We start from the raw sequence: 14,894 nt of genomic DNA, 5'->3' as shown, positions 1-14,894 counted from the left end.
CAACTAGAATAACATATTGTGATGATTAAAAAACTGCTAAAACCCGCACGTAAACTCCACAAGTACCTTGGCTATTTACTGTTTTTACAGATCTTTGCTTGGCTATTAGGCGGGTTAGTCATGAGCGCGATCCCATTGGAAAAGATCCATGGTAAACACTTAGCGCATAGAAGCTTAGACAACCCCTTTCCCACTGCCGCGTACCAAGCTGATCTCAATCAGTTAGTACAAAGCACGGTGCAAGTGCGCCAAATTCAGTTCAGCCATTTTCTCGATACTCCCATCATCAAACTTAACCAAGATGAGCAGCTTATTTTCAACGGGATAACAGGCGCACCTTTTACCACTCCAAATCAACAGCAAATAATACAACAGGCCAACCAACACCTATTAATTGCAGCGGATGTGAGCGAAATTGAACGACTTGCCAAAGCCCCCAGAGAAGCAGGTTACAAGGAAGATGTTTGGCGAGTCGAGTATAACGATATCCTCTCCACTACCCTGTATCTTAGCGCAACCAGCGGTGAAGTTGTGACGGTTCGTAGCACGTTGTGGCGCATCTTTGATTTTTTTTGGATGTTACACATTATGGATTACGACGAACGTGAGGATTTTAATAACCCCTTGCTCATTTCCTTCGCCGCTACGAGTGTGCTCTTTTGTCTAACAGGGATATTGTTATTATTGCAATCTCCACCTTGGAGAAAACGTCGCCCTGCACTGAATAAATAAAGGGGTTTACCGTATACGCTTGTTGGTATTGATGATTTTTTTGATATAGTGACATTTCCTGTATTCCACCATTTGGTGAGAGGTTATGTCACGATATTGCTATATCTTAGCGCTTAGCTTATTTGTATTAACGGCTAACGCTCAAGAATTCACGTCTTTCTCAAAAGCAAAGAAACATTTATCACAACAAGTTACCGACAATACCCGCACGCTTTATTGTAATTGTAATATCAAAAAGCAAGGCAAAAAGCTGGTCCCAGATCCCGCAAGTTGTGGTTATACCCCGAGGTTACCTTACACTCGCAACGGCAAAGAAAACGCCCGTGCTCAGCGCATTGAGTGGGAGCATATCGTGCCCGCGTGGGAGTTTGGACATCAGTTGCAGTGCTGGCAAGATGGGGGCAGAAAGCACTGCCGTAAAGTCAGTGAGCAATTTAGGAGGATGGAAGCAGATATTCACAATCTTGCTCCAGCGATTGGTGAAATTAATGGGGATCGGTCTAATTTCCGTTTTGGCATGTTACCTAGTACTGAAGCAAATTATGGTGCATGTCCAGTAAAGATAGACTTTAAATTACGCCGAATTGAACCTCCAGAATATGCAAGAAAACGCATCGCTGAGGCGTATTTTTATATGGAAAAAACCTACGGACTAAAAATCTCCTCACAGCAGCGGAAATTATTCACGGCTTGGCAGAAACAGTGATTGCGAGATAACCCAAGCAGTGCTAGTTTTTAGTCATACAACTAAAACAGGAACGTGAATACGATGCAACGTATTACTCTAGTTTTCGCATCAACAGCAATGAGCTTGTTATTAGCCGCTTGTGGTGGCGGTGGTAGCGATTCATTAGGCACCGATAACCCAGGTAATAACACGGGACAAACCGAGCCGCCAACTTGGACGTTTAATCAATTTCCTGCGTCAAGTCAGTTTATTAACTATTGCGCCTCGCCAAGAACGGGTACTGACAAATATAACAACAACCAACCTTATCCCGATAAGGTTGGTACGGCGATGCATGAAAAAATGTGGCTCCGCTCTTTTACCAACGAAACCTACCTTTGGTACGACGAAGTACTAGATAACGACCCAACACAATTCGATACCGTTATTGATTACTTCGAGCAATTAAAAACAAACCAAACGACTGCGTCGGGTAATGCCAAAGATCAATTTCATTTCTACGAATCTTATGAAAGCTTCCAAAAAGAAGCGCAATCGGGTGTTGCAACCGGTTATGGCATTCGTTGGGCGGCCATATCCACATCACCACCACGTAATTTTACTGTCGCCGCAGTAGAGCCTAATTCACCAGCCGCGAATGCAGGGATCGTACGTGGAGATAAGATCCTCTCGATAGATGGCGTCGATTTTATCTCAAGTGATAATACCGCTGCGCTAAACGCAGGCCTATCACCAGAGCAAAGCGAGCCCCATCGTTTTGTATTTGAAGATAAAGCGGGTAACGACAAATCAGTCACCCTGACTTCAGTCGATATTGAAACTTCACCGGTGCAAAACGCTAAAGTCATTAGCTATGGCGGCAAGCAGGTTGGATATGTGCAGTTCAATCAATTTATTCCAACAGCGCAAGAAGGATTAATTGAAGCCTTTAATCTATTTAAAACACAACAAATAGACGACTTGGTACTCGACATGCGTTACAACGGTGGTGGTCGCGTCATTATGGCAGCGCAACTAGGCTATATGGTTGCGGGCAACAGCAGCCTAAACAAAACCTTCACTTATAGCACCTTAAATGACAAGCGTACTGCTGAAGAAGAACGAACAGAATTTGAGTCTAGAGCAATTAACTGGGCTGAAAACAAGTTTACATCCACCACTTTGCCCACCGTAACCTTACCTAGAGTTTATATCCTCTCGACACGAGGCACAGCCTCTGCCAGTGAAAATGTAATTAATGGCCTGCGCGGCATTGATGTTGAAGTCTTTTTGATCGGTGGCACCACTCGAGGTAAGCCCTATGGCTTTGTGCCCGCGCAAAACTGCGGCACGGTTTACTATACCATTCAGTTTGGTTCAGAAAATGCGAAGGGCTTTGATGCTTATGCTGATGGCTTTACCCCTTCAGGAGCGTCAAGCAGCGGTGAAATTGGTCTAAGCGCACAAGTACCAGGTTGTATTGTCGCAGATGACTTCTCAGCACCGCTAGGCAGTCAGGAGGAAGATCTTTTCGCCGCAGCACTGACGCATATAGATACTGGTCGTTGCCCAGATGTAGCGCAATTTGCGCCTACCGCTCAGCCACAGTATCAAAATAAGGAGCATGCGGTTACGCTCCCAGTCTATCCACTACGGGAAAATGCAATTTTAATGAAGCCTAAGGAGCCGCAATAATGGCGCTGCTAAAAGCGGTGAAAATCACCGCTTTGGCTTTATTGCTGCAAGCGTGCAATAGCGCGCCTGCAGCAACTTCGGTTAATGAAGCTGTACTCTCGGCTTCTTCGCCCGAAGTGTTATCACAACTCAAGCAAGCTATAGTAAAACTCAAAGGCGGTGTACCACCGACGCTCGCAAGTACCGTTTTTCAACGTAGTCCAACACTACTGCTTGAGCATGGCCAAAGCCTAGATGGCAATGGCAGTCCAATTTTAGGCGCCCATAATCTCGCTTATGAGAGTTTCATCTTGCAGCTTCGTGACACCCAGTGTGTGCTCTACTATCCGAAAAAAGATACTTATGTCGTGCTCAGTAAAGTTAGCTGCAAAAAGCTGGAAAAATAACGCCAGCCGTAATTCTCTTAACCTCAGTTCAGGTTAGCAAAATGGCGCTTTAACACGTCACATAATGCCTGTACTTTGGCCGTTCGGTGAACCAGTACATGGGTAACTAGCCAAACTTGGCTTAACCATTTTAACTCATCACGCAACACCGGCTGTAAATCTGGATAACGCTTTGCTACATCGTGCTGTAGCCCACCAATACCTAAACCATTAACAATGGCACGCGACGCATCTGACGTTTCAGATACCCTAAGCGTTACTTGCGTCTCAGGGATATGTTCATCTACCCAAGCGAAATATGGCACTCTTGCATTAAATCCGGCCACACCAGAGACAAAGTAATGCGCCTGTAACGCTTCAAGTGTCTTGGGGATCCCCATACGCTTGATATAGCTTGAAGATGCATACAAACCAGCTTCTAAAGTATTTAGATGCTGCACTATGTAGTCGGGCTCATCGGGCTTTGGCCCTGCCCTCACCGCAACATGCGCCTGTCCGTGATCTAAGCGTAAACGCTTTTGGTCGAGAATGACTTCAAGTTGTACCTGTGGGTGTAATTGCTGAAAAGTCAAACAAGGCTCCGACAGCATATCCATAAAGCCACTGACCGTTGTCACCAAAAGCTTACCTCTAAGCTGACTGTCCGAGGCAACAATAGAAGTACTCAACTCCATCAAGCGCTCGTCTATTTGACTCGCCGTCGCAAGTAGTTTTTCTCCTGCCTGTGTTACCTGATAACCTCGGGCATGACGGTGAAATAACCGCGTTCCCAATGCTTCTTCTAAGCTATTTATTCGCCTCAGTACCGTACTGTGGTGGATCTCTAAATGCTCAGCTGCCGCAGATAAGGTGCCAAGCTTGGCAACCGTATAAGCGACCTTAAGATCCTGCCAATCTGTGAATTTATCCATAACCACCTCTGTGCATATATGCACACAAGCTTTGCGTTTATTTCGGTTTTGTGCAAGTAAAATTTTGCTACTATCACTTTAACGAAACAAAATAAGGTATCAGCAAGATGACTACAGCAAAAATTATCGCACTAGCAGGCAGTTTAAGAAAAGACAGCTACAACCAATTACTCATCCAAGCCGCGGCAAACTTTGCACTAGAAAGTGGCGCAGAAGTAGAAGTGATCAAGTTACAAGATTTAGATATTCCAATGTTCGATGAGGATCTTGAAGCACAAGGCACACCAAAAGGTGCTCAACTTTTAAAAGACAAGCTACGCGATGCCGATGGTATTCTATTAGCAAGCCCAGAATACAACGGCTCCTTCACTGCGGTGCTCAAGAACGCAATAGATTGGGCTTCTAGAACAGAACAAGGTGCAGTGCCAGCATTTAGAAACAAAGTAGTGGCACTCTATGCAGCCTCACCAGGCGGCTTAGGTGGATTACGTGGCCTAAACCATGTCCGTGATGTGTTGTCTGGCATTGGCAGTTTAGTCCTCGCAGACCAATTGGCTGTACCTAGCGCATTTAATGTATTTGATGACCAAGGTAAAATTAAAGACCTAGAACTTGCTGAAAAAGTATCAAGCCTCGCTCTGCAACTGGTGTCAGTTGCAAGTAAGCTAAAATAACTTTCAATCTCTCGTTCATATCTTGCTATGGACGCTTAGCTCATGCACACTAAGCGTCCAAAGCGAATTAGAGGCGCTATATCAGCCTTGTAATAATGGATACGAATAACGGGAGTCAGCTTTGCAAAGCACTCAGAGTCACCTATTTACCCCCTACCTCTCACACCATTTTCATTGCATTCAGTTTGATCCTGACAGCTTTGACGCGCTTTCCTTTGAACAGCAAAATATACTCCTGCCCGCTTCACTAGATAAAGCAGTGGCGAAAAGGCGAGCCGAGTTTTTAGCGGGACGGATATGTGCCAAGACCTGCCTAGCGCAATTTGGACAAGGTGACTTTACGCTACTTAACGGCTCCGATCGGGCGCCTATCTGGCCTGCTAATATTGTTGCCAGTATTACGCATACTCGAGGGATCGCGGCTGCGATTGCTACCGATGATATCGCCGTGAAAGGCTTAGGCATTGATATCGAAAGAGATATGAAACCGAAGCAGGAAGTCGAACTACAACGACAAATTTTACATCCTGAAGAAGCTGAAATTTTTACACTGTTCGGCGAGCAAGTGCACTGCCCGTTGACTGTTATTTTCTCGGCCAAAGAAAGCATATTTAAGGCACTTTATAGCACGGTGCAAAAGTTCTTTGGCTTTGATGCCGTCAAGCTGACTCAGTTTGATGACAAGAAACTTATTTTCACTTTGATGGAAACGCTACACAAGGATTTAGGCGAAGGAAAACAAGTGGAAGTATATTACCAATGTAAAGACGCTTTAGTGCTGACCGAATGTGAATACATCACACAGTAAACTCATGCCTATTTGACTTAATACTTACTCAACTTGAAGGAGTAAACCTGACCCTAACTGGGTTAAAAACTTCTCATTTAGAACTAAAAAACGCCCACTTGGGGCGTTTAATCTGAAGTTTGGATAAAGATTCACTTAGCCGTTTTCCAAAGCCAACTTACTGAAACACAACATTTTCACTGCCAGCAGCCGCTTTAAAGCGCGCTATCAGCTTTTCACAGTCCTGTAAGATCTCTGCTTCTAGGCGCTCTTCAGCACGCCAACGCTGGCTATCCATTTTGAAAATCTCTTTTTTAGAATACTTCTTACGCGCGTCATGAGTTGGCATTTCTTTGACTTCATCATACATCTGATAAACACCAGGATAACTTTGTTGTAAGTCAACTTCCTCGTCAAAGCTATATTGCGAGATGAGTACCCAAACTCGTAAACACCCTTCAGAATATTCACATTGTTTTTCCTTCATCGCACGCGCGATCAAGTTAACGCTATCCGCAATTTTTCCATTGCGCTGCTGCCGTGACTTTTCAAGCTCAGCAGCCTTTTGCTCGCGATGTTTGGCAATCTGCTCTTTTTGCACCTTCAGTTGCCATAGTAATTTACCCGCGTAAAACGCCAGTCCAGCAATAATCAGGGCACCAATAATGATTGCGATGATCCATGCAGTATTCATTACTTATCATCTTCCTCAAAGTCGTCGTCTAACCATTCATTTGCTAGATCATTACTCATAAACTGATCCATTGGATCATCTTCTAGCATATCGCCTTCTTCAAACTCATCATCAATTCCTAAGATCTCACATAGCTCCTGATGACGTGCAATGCCGCGATTGAAGTATTTCGCATCTTTACCTGTTAGCAGTTCACCGCGTTCATGGCGTTCAAGTAGCGCCATCAAGCGTTCGTCATTTTCTAACTGCTCTAGCTCTTGCTCTGGAGTTAACGTCTCTACCGCTGTAGTTAACTTAACTTGCGGCTGTAGATGGCGCTTCATCTCTGGCTGTGTATTCGACTTAGTCGGTTGTGGCTCTGCGACCAAAGAAATGGGCTTTTTGCTACCAACACGCGGATCTTTATTGGTCGTCGTGTTTGATTGCTCTTTCACTAAGATCTCTGGTGCATTTCTAGAACCCGGCTTTTTACCCTTGGTTTTTTTGCTACGCTGCTCTTTGAGCGCACGTAACGCTTGGAGCTTTTCTTTACTCAGCCTTGGTGTTCCATTGGCTGCAACTTTACGTGTCTTTTTCTTTCTGGTCATAATTGGTTATCCAAAATTCTCGCGTTAACTACGCTTGGTGAGAATGATGACATCATTCCCAATAAATTCTAATTCACAATCCTGCTGCGCGGCAAAATACGCAAAGCTTTCCCGGCTAAAAAATGAAATATGCGTTAGGTCATTTTTATAGTGCCAACTCGCAAAGCGTGATTTATCAATGACGAGCTTGGTCATCAATGCCAGCGGCTTTCCCACTTTTAAGCATGCTAACAATTGCGTTAGTACTTTTGCAGGTTCTGCTAAATGTTCCACCACTTCTGTGCTGACGATAAAGTCGTACTGACGAGTCAGTACACTGGCATCATTAGCATAGTACAGGTCAAACAAAGCCACCTGATGCCCTGCTTCCTCAAGCATTTTCGCAAGCAGCGGGCCAGGCCCACAGCCAAAATCTAAGCCATGGCTTGGTGTCGCCAAACGTGCCAACAGTGGAGCCGCCACTCGTGCTAGAAAGCGACGATAGCCTTCATCGGCCAGATCGTTTTCATGGCTATCATAAATGGCCTTTTCTTGAGCTGGTGTTAATCTCGACTTGGGATCAACCATCACCAACTGGCAGGTTTGACATTGCCAGTACAGTCGATACTTGTCTTGATGGTAGGCTTCAAGCTGATTACCTTGGCACAGGCCACAACTGAATAGAGTTGAATCTTGCAATGGTCAACAGTGATTGCTTAATAAGGCGGCTATTGTATCAGGTATAATAGAGGCAACCAAATAAAAAGGCGGCAGAGATCACTCTCTACCGCCTACTAATCTGAGCGTCACAACTGGACACTTCTCCCTTCGACTTTTAAGTCTTATTATTATTCTTTTTATTTTATTGTCGTCCGTATTGTTTTTATTTTAGACTTCCGTGACACTTTCCATATTGTTTTTATTATGAGACTTCCGTGATTTTCTTATTCTCGGTCTTCCTGACGCTTTCTTGATAGTCCTTCGTATCCAACTAGATACATAACTTTGCCACCTACGCTTCCGTATCGAATTGTCCCTTTTTTTGTATTGCTTGGCGACAACGAATAATCTACGCTCCTGAGTTTGAGTTACAACTGTTTAATAACAAATTTCTTACCTTAATTTTTTTAATTAAACAGAAAAAAGATGAATTACATAAACTTACACTGAACAATAGCTTAAAAATAAGCTAAAACTCACATGCTGCACAAGCAAATATCTTACATTAAAAGTAAGATATATCTCACAATTTCAACAACAAAAAAAGGCAGCCTATGCTGCCCTTTTTTCAATAGTAAGAGTTTACACTGAGAGAGGTAAACTCACTATACGACTTTAGTGTAGACCACCTAAGTACTTAGATAATACTTCGATGTCTTTGTCTGTAAGCTTCTGCGCGATATCACGCATCATACCATTCATGTCGTTGTTACGAGTGCCATCACGGAACTTCTCAAGCTGTGATTTGATGTACTCAGGGTGCTGGAATGACACTTTAGGGAACTTAGCTAAAGAAGTACCGTTACCACGAGGACCGTGACACGCAGCGCAAGCTGGAATACCACGCTCAGCATCACCGGCTTTATATAGCTTCTGACCTACAGCAACAACATCTTCCGGCGTTGAACCAGCAGACATAGATAAAGAAGAGAAATAGGCGGCTAAATCTTTCATATCTTGATCTGACAGCGGCATAGCCATACCACTCATCACAGGATCCATACGCCCTTCTTTACCACCAGACGTCATACCTAGCTTGAACTCTTGTAGTTGCTTATAGATATAATCTGCATGCTGACCTGCGATTTTAGGATACATAGTCACAGGGGCATTGCCATCTGGACCGTGACATGCTGCACACGTTGCAGACTTTGCTTTACCTGCTTCCGCGTCACCATCGAATGCCGATGCGTTGCTTGCTGACAACGTACCAAGCAACATTGTTAAAGTTAATGCTATTTTTTTCATGGTAAATTCTCTGTTTCCGACCCTGTAATTTGTACCCTAGCAAATAAAGTCGCTCTCTTTATTGCTCGGGCAAATAATACCAATCAGTACTAATTAGGTTGTTATGTTAATCAGATGAATCATACATGCAAACTTAGCAAATATAACGCCAAACAGCACCGATCCATCTAAATACGCCTTGCTCAGTAGTGACTACTGATAGGTATACACTTTAGATTGACATTGCAATTTCTACATTCTACACGATATTACTTTCTCTGGCACGTTTTCTGCCCATATTAAGCTTATAATTTATAGGGACTTGACCTAGATTAATTAATATTGGGACGACGCTTCGGCCAATTAGCAACAAAAGCGGCATTTAGAACAAACCTCACAATGCTTTTGGTTTCCGTCATACTGTTATAAAATACGCAATTCCATCCGCGAAAGTTTAATCAGTTAGGAGTCAGCGTGCTAAAATCTCGCGTTAAATACAATCAGGCACAATTTATCACAAGTGCCCCAGATATCAGTAAACTGCCACCAGACACTGGAATTGAAGTTGCTTTTGCGGGTCGTTCTAACGCTGGTAAGTCGAGCGCGCTCAATACGCTTACAGACCAAAAGCTGGCACGCACCAGTAAAACACCTGGCCGGACTCAGCTTATTAATACTTTTTCTCTAGGCGAAGATCAGCGTTTGATTGATTTACCTGGCTATGGCTTTGCAAAAGTCCCATTAGAGATGAAAAAGAAATGGCAAAAGGCATTAGGTGAATATTTACAACGCCGCAAATGTCTTAAAGGGATTGTGGTATTAATGGATATTCGTCACCCTCTTAAAGATCTCGATATGGATCTCATCAACTGGGCGACTGGCAGCAATATACCGGTATTGGCGTTGTTGACCAAAGCCGATAAGCTAAAACAAGGTAAGCGCAAAGCGGAAGTACTACAAGTACGTCGTGCGCTATCTGAAATAGACGGTGATATCACAGTTCACGCGTTTTCTTCTTTGAAAGGCATTGGATTAAACGAATTAGCGTGGAAACTGGATGATTGGTACTTAGGTCCGTTTGTCAAAGAAGCTCAAGAGGAAGCAAGCGAGTAATACCAATTCGCTAACGTAGGGCGCGCTTAGCTAAGATAAAAGCGCGTCTTTGCCGACATCAGATAAAAGCCTTTTTCATCTTCCTCGAGCAATTCAGCCCACTGATAATAGACATTTCGTGAAATTCTAGCGGTTAAACCATAATTGAGTGTGAGAAATGGAATATCTCCCCCATTAACATGCTCAAGCGCTAATGGAAACACACCACAAATGGGCCATTCACGGCCTAAATTATCTATCGCGATAATACACGGTGATAACTCCAAAGCTGATGCTTCATCACAATAGCGCCATTGCTCGATGATAAAAGGATGAGCAAGCACCTCTATCTCACAACTTTCTGCAGGTGTTTTTAACCAATACTGTTGACCATCAAAGGTTAAAACACTAGCAAACAAGGCAACTAGCGATTGCCGTTTAATTTCACGCCCTTGATGAAACCAACGACCATCCGCTGCAATTTTGATGTCAGAAAAACCGCACGACGGCGCCGACCAATTTTCGGTCGGCGCATGAGTCGTAACATACTGTTTGATTAACGCATCAATTTTGTTCATCAAAAACCAAGTTGAAGCTAACAGGCACGCTAGTCGCAATAGTCTTCAGACCCGCGATTTCTCGTAGCGCTTCAATCCCTTTATCTAACCCAAACTGCTTAGAATCGAGAATAAATGCATTTACCGGTGTAACCACCAAGCCATTAGCACTTTTCGTTATTAATAAGTCTAGGCTGATCTTTTGGATCTGACCATGCAGTGTCAATGTTGCTGTTACATCATTGATTTTTTGTGTACCAGCTTTAAGTTTAGCAAGCACTTCAGAAACATCAGCGTTAACTTTCGCCTTTGGGTGTTGCGCGACATTGAACAGCATCTTTTGCATGCGTTCATTACGGATCGGGATCATCGTTTCAACGCTTGCCAGGTCAATATTAACCTCAAGCTCACCTTTAGCAGATAATGTACCATCTATCGTTTTAAAATGATGTACTTCTGCAACGCTAGTCTGTTTCACAGACACAAAACTAACATCGCTTTGTTGTTGATTAAATTGCCAAGCTGCGAACGCCTGAGAAGAAATAAGTGCACTACCTAAAAGAAGGTACTTTAGCATGACGACTTCCTTATGAAATGAGAGTGAATTGCATTTGAGCGCTCAGTGTAAAGCGCAGTGCAAATTAAATAAACCTTTAATCATAAACTTGTCGTTATGTTGGAATACTTTTACGCCCATGGTATTCATTTTACAGTGGAAAAATAGCTTTAGTAGCCAAGCAAAAATTTTGTGTTCTAGTTATCCTAGACGAAAAATTTTTAACGAAGCGAATAGTGGTTTCACCTGTACATTGATTGGGGAGTTACCTCAATTGGTATCATCTTTGAGGAAAGAGAAAAAGACGGCCCGTAAAAGTTACGAGCCGCTATAGCAATCTGGGGAGAAGCTATCAATACACTGTATCCTCTTTCGAGAGATACATCATCAACAGGATGTCCTACAGGATGAGGACGGCGCGAACTCTAACAAATAGACGTCCAGAAATAAACACCAAAAAGCAAAACTTGAGCCAATTTGATAAACTTTCAACGTTAATTTGTTTTTTGTTACTAGGGATTAACAGGAGCTACAAAATTAAGACGCTATGCTGCTAGTGTATACTTGCAAACAAACATGAATGAAGTTGCACTAGTCTAATCGAATAGTGCAACTCGGGTAGATTTTAATATCGACTAGTGTGCTTGTTCCCAGTTGTCACCACTGTCGGCTTCAACTAGTAACGGTACATCAAGTGCTGCCGCAGCGCTCATCAACTCACAGATCTTTTCACTGTATTCAGCAACTTTATCGCTGTGTACTTCAAACACCAATTCATCGTGCACTTGCATGAGCAACTGGATATCATTGCTATCACAGTTTTTTAGCCATTCATCCACTTTAATCATCGCTTTTTTGATGATGTCCGCCGCAGTGCCTTGCATCGGTGCGTTGATGGCTGCACGTTCTGCTGCTTTTCTGCGAGCGCCATTACGCGCATTGATATCCGGTAGATACAAGCGGCGACCGAATAAGGTTTCTACATACCCTTTATCAGCAGCCTCTTCACGCGTGCGCTCCATATACTCTAATACACCAGGGAAGCGTTCAAAGTACATATCCATATAATGTTGCGCTTCATTTCTTGGAATATCTAACTGACGTGACAGACCAAACGCACTCATGCCATAGATCAGACCAAAGTTAACTGCTTTGGCTTTTCGGCGCATATCAGAAGTCACTTCCTCAAGCGGCACGGAAAACACTTCAGACGCTGTTGCACTGTGTACATCTTTACCTTCAGCAAAGGCACTCAACAACCCTTTGTCTTGTGACAAATGTGCCATGATCCTAAGCTCGATTTGGCTGTAATCCGCCGCGACGATTTGTTTATTATTGTCGGCAACAAATGCCTGACGAATACGACGTCCCGCTTCGTTACGGATTGGAATATTTTGCAAGTTAGGATCGCTTGAGCTTAGGCGGCCCGTTGCGGTAACGGCTTGATGGTAAGAAGTGTGCACGCGACCGGTATCCGCATTAACCAATTTTGGTAATTTGTCGGTATAGGTTGATTTCAGCTTAGCTAAGCCACGGTGCTCAATAATAAGTTTTGGCAGTGGATAATCATGCGCCAACTCTTGTAGCACTTCTTCGGCTGTTGAAGGCGCGCCTTTTGGCGTTTTCTTAATCACTGGTAGCTCAAGTTTGTCGAACAATATCGCTTGTAGTTGCTTTGTTGAACTCAGGTTGAACTCCTCACCTGCAATTTCAAAAGCTTGTTGTTCAAGCTCACCTAAGCGCTTTTCAATCTCGATACTTTGCTTCGCTAGCATATCGCCATCGATGTGCACACCAGTACGTTCAATGCGAGAAAGTACGCTCAGCAGCGGTAATTCAATCTCTGTAAATACCTGCTTAAGGCGATTTTCTTTTTCTATTAACGGCCAGAGGTGTTGATGCAATCTCAGTGTAATATCAGCGTCTTCCGCTGCATAAGGTGCCGCCTTTTCTAGCTCGATTTGGTTAAAGGTCAGTTGATTCTTACCTTTGCCAGCGATATCTTCAAAGCTAATGGTTTTATGGCCTAAATATTTTAGCGCCAAGGAGTCCATATCGTGGCGAGTTCCTACGCTGTTAAATACGTATGACTCCAACATGGTATCAAAAGCGATCCCCTGCAGTTCAAGCCCTGCACGAGCAAGCACACTTTGATCATATTTTAAATTTTGACCCACTTTTTTGATCTGAGGATCTGCAAGTAGTGGTGCCATGATCTCGAACACTATGTCTTGAGAAAGCTGCTCGGGCGCTCCCACATAATCGTGATTGATTGGTAAGTAAGCCGCTTCGCCCGGTGCAACCGCAAAGCTCATTCCAACTAGATCCGCCTGCATATAGTTAACGCTGGTGGTTTCAGTATCAAAAGCGATGAGCTGGGCTGCTTTTAACTTAGTTACCCAGTCATCAAGCTGTGCTTTTGTCAGAATAGTCTCGTATTGGGTGTCGACCTGCGCAGCTGCAGGCGCCGACCCTTCAGCCTCCACATCAACGATATCAGCTTGTGACTGACCATCCAGCAATTCAGCTAACCAACGCTTAAACTCACACTGACCATATAGCTCGATTAAGCGATCTTTATCCATCTCAGCTATCTTAAATTGCTCTAAGTCTTGCTCTACTTCACAATCCAGCTTAATAGTGGCTAATTCATACGACAACTTTAGCTGCGCTTGGTGTTCCTCTAGTTTTTTCGCCATGGTTTTTGAGCCACGAAAACCTAAATCAGCAATTTTGTCTAAGTTTTCGTAGAGCGAATCGATAGAGCCTAACCCCTGAAGCATCGCCAATGCAGTTTTTTCACCAACGCCTGGTACGCCCGGAATATTATCGACTTTATCTCCCATTAACGCGAGATAGTCGATGATCAAGTCAGGACCAATACCAAACTTATCCACTACCCCTTCAGGGTCTAAGATCGTATTTGTCATTGTGTTGATCAACGTGACATGTTCATTGACCAATTGCGCCATATCCTTATCACCAGTGCTGATTAGCACATGGCGACTTTGCTCTGACGCTATTTTAGAGAATGTACCGATCACGTCATCGGCCTCGACACCACTAATACTTACCAGTGGCAGGCCCATTGCTTTAATTATTTCGTGGATCGGCTCAATTTGCGTTCTCAGATCATCCGGCATAGGCGGGCGATGCGCTTTATACTCGCTATACATTTCGTTGCGGAAAGTTGGCCCTTTAGCATCAAAGACTACTACCATATGACTTGGTTGATATTGCTTAAGCAAACTCTTAAGCATATTGATCACACCGTAGATCGCACCAGTTGCTTCACCTTTTGAATTTGTTAAATGTGGTGGCGCATGATAAGCACGAAATAAATAGGAAGAACCATCAACCAAGATCAACGGATTTTGAGGGATCTGAGACATAAATATTGGATCCTAAATTAGTCTTTTGTGGAGTAGAATGTAAGGATGCCACAAGGCACAAGATAAAACGAGTTTCGCGTTATCTCATCATTTAGATAAATCGTGCTACACCTGTGGATAACTTTGTAGACAAACACGGAAAATCGCTCCGAAACTTTGTTTTAAAAGTCAGAGTGTAAATTAAAACTTTGATTTACTTGCGCTTTTTGTGCCTTTTTTATTGTTATTATCTTTACCG

General features: G+C 43.5%; 15 protein-coding genes. 7 read left to right on the top strand and 8 right to left on the bottom strand.

Annotated elements, in window-relative coordinates; translation table 11 throughout:
- The first annotated feature begins 21 nt into the window (after window positions 1-21).
- From MHN30_RS19660 to MHN30_RS19645, 4 genes are all read left to right on the top strand, one after another.
- Window positions 22-732 carry a hypothetical protein gene (locus tag MHN30_RS19660; RefSeq protein ID WP_239360866.1) on the top strand — a complete coding sequence of 237 codons (711 nt, stop codon included), beginning with the start codon at window positions 22-24 and terminating at the stop codon, window positions 730-732.
- Between the two features lie 85 nt (window positions 733-817).
- Complete coding sequence (locus MHN30_RS19655) at window positions 818-1,438, top strand: endonuclease (protein ID WP_069018820.1); 621 nt, start codon at window positions 818-820, stop codon at window positions 1,436-1,438.
- A gap of 63 nt (window positions 1,439-1,501) precedes the next feature.
- Window positions 1,502-3,094 carry a S41 family peptidase gene (locus MHN30_RS19650; protein WP_130163363.1) on the top strand — a complete coding sequence of 531 codons (1,593 nt, stop codon included), beginning with the start codon at window positions 1,502-1,504 and terminating at the stop codon, window positions 3,092-3,094.
- A complete protein-coding gene (locus MHN30_RS19645) occupies window positions 3,094-3,480 on the top strand; it encodes a hypothetical protein (RefSeq protein WP_130163362.1) in 387 nt (128 codons plus the stop codon). Before MHN30_RS19650 ends, MHN30_RS19645 begins: the two co-directional genes overlap by 1 nt.
- Window positions 3,481-3,503: 23 nt before the next feature.
- On the opposite strand, the gene MHN30_RS19640 is transcribed toward MHN30_RS19645, so the two are convergent.
- Complete coding sequence (locus tag MHN30_RS19640) at window positions 3,504-4,391, bottom strand: LysR family transcriptional regulator (protein ID WP_010376285.1); 888 nt, start codon at window positions 4,389-4,391, stop codon at window positions 3,504-3,506.
- Window positions 4,392-4,498: 107 nt separating this feature from the next.
- Between MHN30_RS19640 and MHN30_RS19635 the strand changes: the two genes are divergently transcribed.
- Together MHN30_RS19635 and MHN30_RS19630 are read left to right on the top strand one after the other, a co-directional pair.
- Window positions 4,499-5,065 carry an NAD(P)H-dependent oxidoreductase gene (locus MHN30_RS19635; protein WP_130125745.1) on the top strand — a complete coding sequence of 189 codons (567 nt, stop codon included), beginning with the start codon at window positions 4,499-4,501 and terminating at the stop codon, window positions 5,063-5,065.
- 121 nt (window positions 5,066-5,186) lie between these two features.
- Window positions 5,187-5,873 (top strand): 4'-phosphopantetheinyl transferase superfamily protein, encoded by a 687-nt coding sequence (locus MHN30_RS19630; protein ID WP_130125744.1) that lies wholly within the window; start codon window positions 5,187-5,189, stop codon window positions 5,871-5,873.
- 157 nt (window positions 5,874-6,030) lie between these two features.
- Here the strand turns inward: MHN30_RS19630 and MHN30_RS19625 are convergent, their stop codons facing one another.
- The 4 genes from MHN30_RS19625 to MHN30_RS19610 all read right to left on the bottom strand — a co-directional run bounded on the left by MHN30_RS19625 (window position 6,031) and on the right by MHN30_RS19610 (window position 9,080).
- The gene (locus MHN30_RS19625; RefSeq protein ID WP_010376294.1) at window positions 6,031-6,546 is read right to left on the bottom strand and encodes a DUF2489 domain-containing protein; all 516 of its coding nucleotides are present in this window, start codon (window positions 6,544-6,546) and stop codon (window positions 6,031-6,033) included.
- The gene (gene yihI / locus MHN30_RS19620) at window positions 6,546-7,133 is read right to left on the bottom strand and encodes a Der GTPase-activating protein YihI (RefSeq protein WP_010607784.1); all 588 of its coding nucleotides are present in this window, start codon (window positions 7,131-7,133) and stop codon (window positions 6,546-6,548) included. Before yihI ends, MHN30_RS19625 begins: the two co-directional genes overlap by 1 nt.
- Window positions 7,134-7,157: 24 nt before the next feature.
- On the bottom strand, window positions 7,158-7,811 hold the full coding sequence (locus tag MHN30_RS19615) for a class I SAM-dependent methyltransferase (protein WP_239360841.1): 654 nt from the start codon (window positions 7,809-7,811) through the stop codon (window positions 7,158-7,160).
- A 636-nt stretch (window positions 7,812-8,447) separates the two neighbouring features.
- Window positions 8,448-9,080, bottom strand: a complete 633-nt coding sequence (locus tag MHN30_RS19610) for a c-type cytochrome (RefSeq protein WP_039494612.1) — start codon at window positions 9,078-9,080, stop codon at window positions 8,448-8,450.
- Between the two features lie 453 nt (window positions 9,081-9,533).
- Here MHN30_RS19610 and yihA point away from each other — a divergent pair, with 453 nt between their 5' ends.
- Window positions 9,534-10,172 carry a ribosome biogenesis GTP-binding protein YihA/YsxC gene (yihA, locus tag MHN30_RS19605; protein WP_017219189.1) on the top strand — a complete coding sequence of 213 codons (639 nt, stop codon included), beginning with the start codon at window positions 9,534-9,536 and terminating at the stop codon, window positions 10,170-10,172.
- Window positions 10,173-10,198: 26 nt separating this feature from the next.
- Here the strand turns inward: yihA and MHN30_RS19600 are convergent, their stop codons facing one another.
- The 3 genes from MHN30_RS19600 to polA form a co-directional block, all read right to left on the bottom strand.
- Window positions 10,199-10,729: a DUF1285 domain-containing protein gene (locus MHN30_RS19600; RefSeq protein ID WP_130163358.1), complete on the bottom strand. Its 531-nt coding sequence runs from the start codon at window positions 10,727-10,729 to the stop codon at window positions 10,199-10,201.
- Window positions 10,716-11,285: a YceI family protein gene (locus MHN30_RS19595; RefSeq protein WP_069018828.1), complete on the bottom strand. Its 570-nt coding sequence runs from the start codon at window positions 11,283-11,285 to the stop codon at window positions 10,716-10,718. Before MHN30_RS19595 ends, MHN30_RS19600 begins: the two co-directional genes overlap by 14 nt.
- Window positions 11,286-11,899: 614 nt before the next feature.
- Complete coding sequence (gene polA, locus MHN30_RS19590) at window positions 11,900-14,656, bottom strand: DNA polymerase I (RefSeq protein WP_239360839.1); 2,757 nt, start codon at window positions 14,654-14,656, stop codon at window positions 11,900-11,902.
- Window positions 14,657-14,894: the final 238 nt, after the last annotated feature.

It is taken from the genome of Pseudoalteromonas sp. OF7H-1 (genome assembly GCF_022347825.1).
Taxonomy (GTDB): Bacteria; Pseudomonadota; Gammaproteobacteria; order Enterobacterales; family Alteromonadaceae; genus Pseudoalteromonas; species Pseudoalteromonas maricaloris.
Note: the sequence above shows the minus strand (reverse complement) of the source record. Positions and strands in the feature narration are given on the sequence as shown.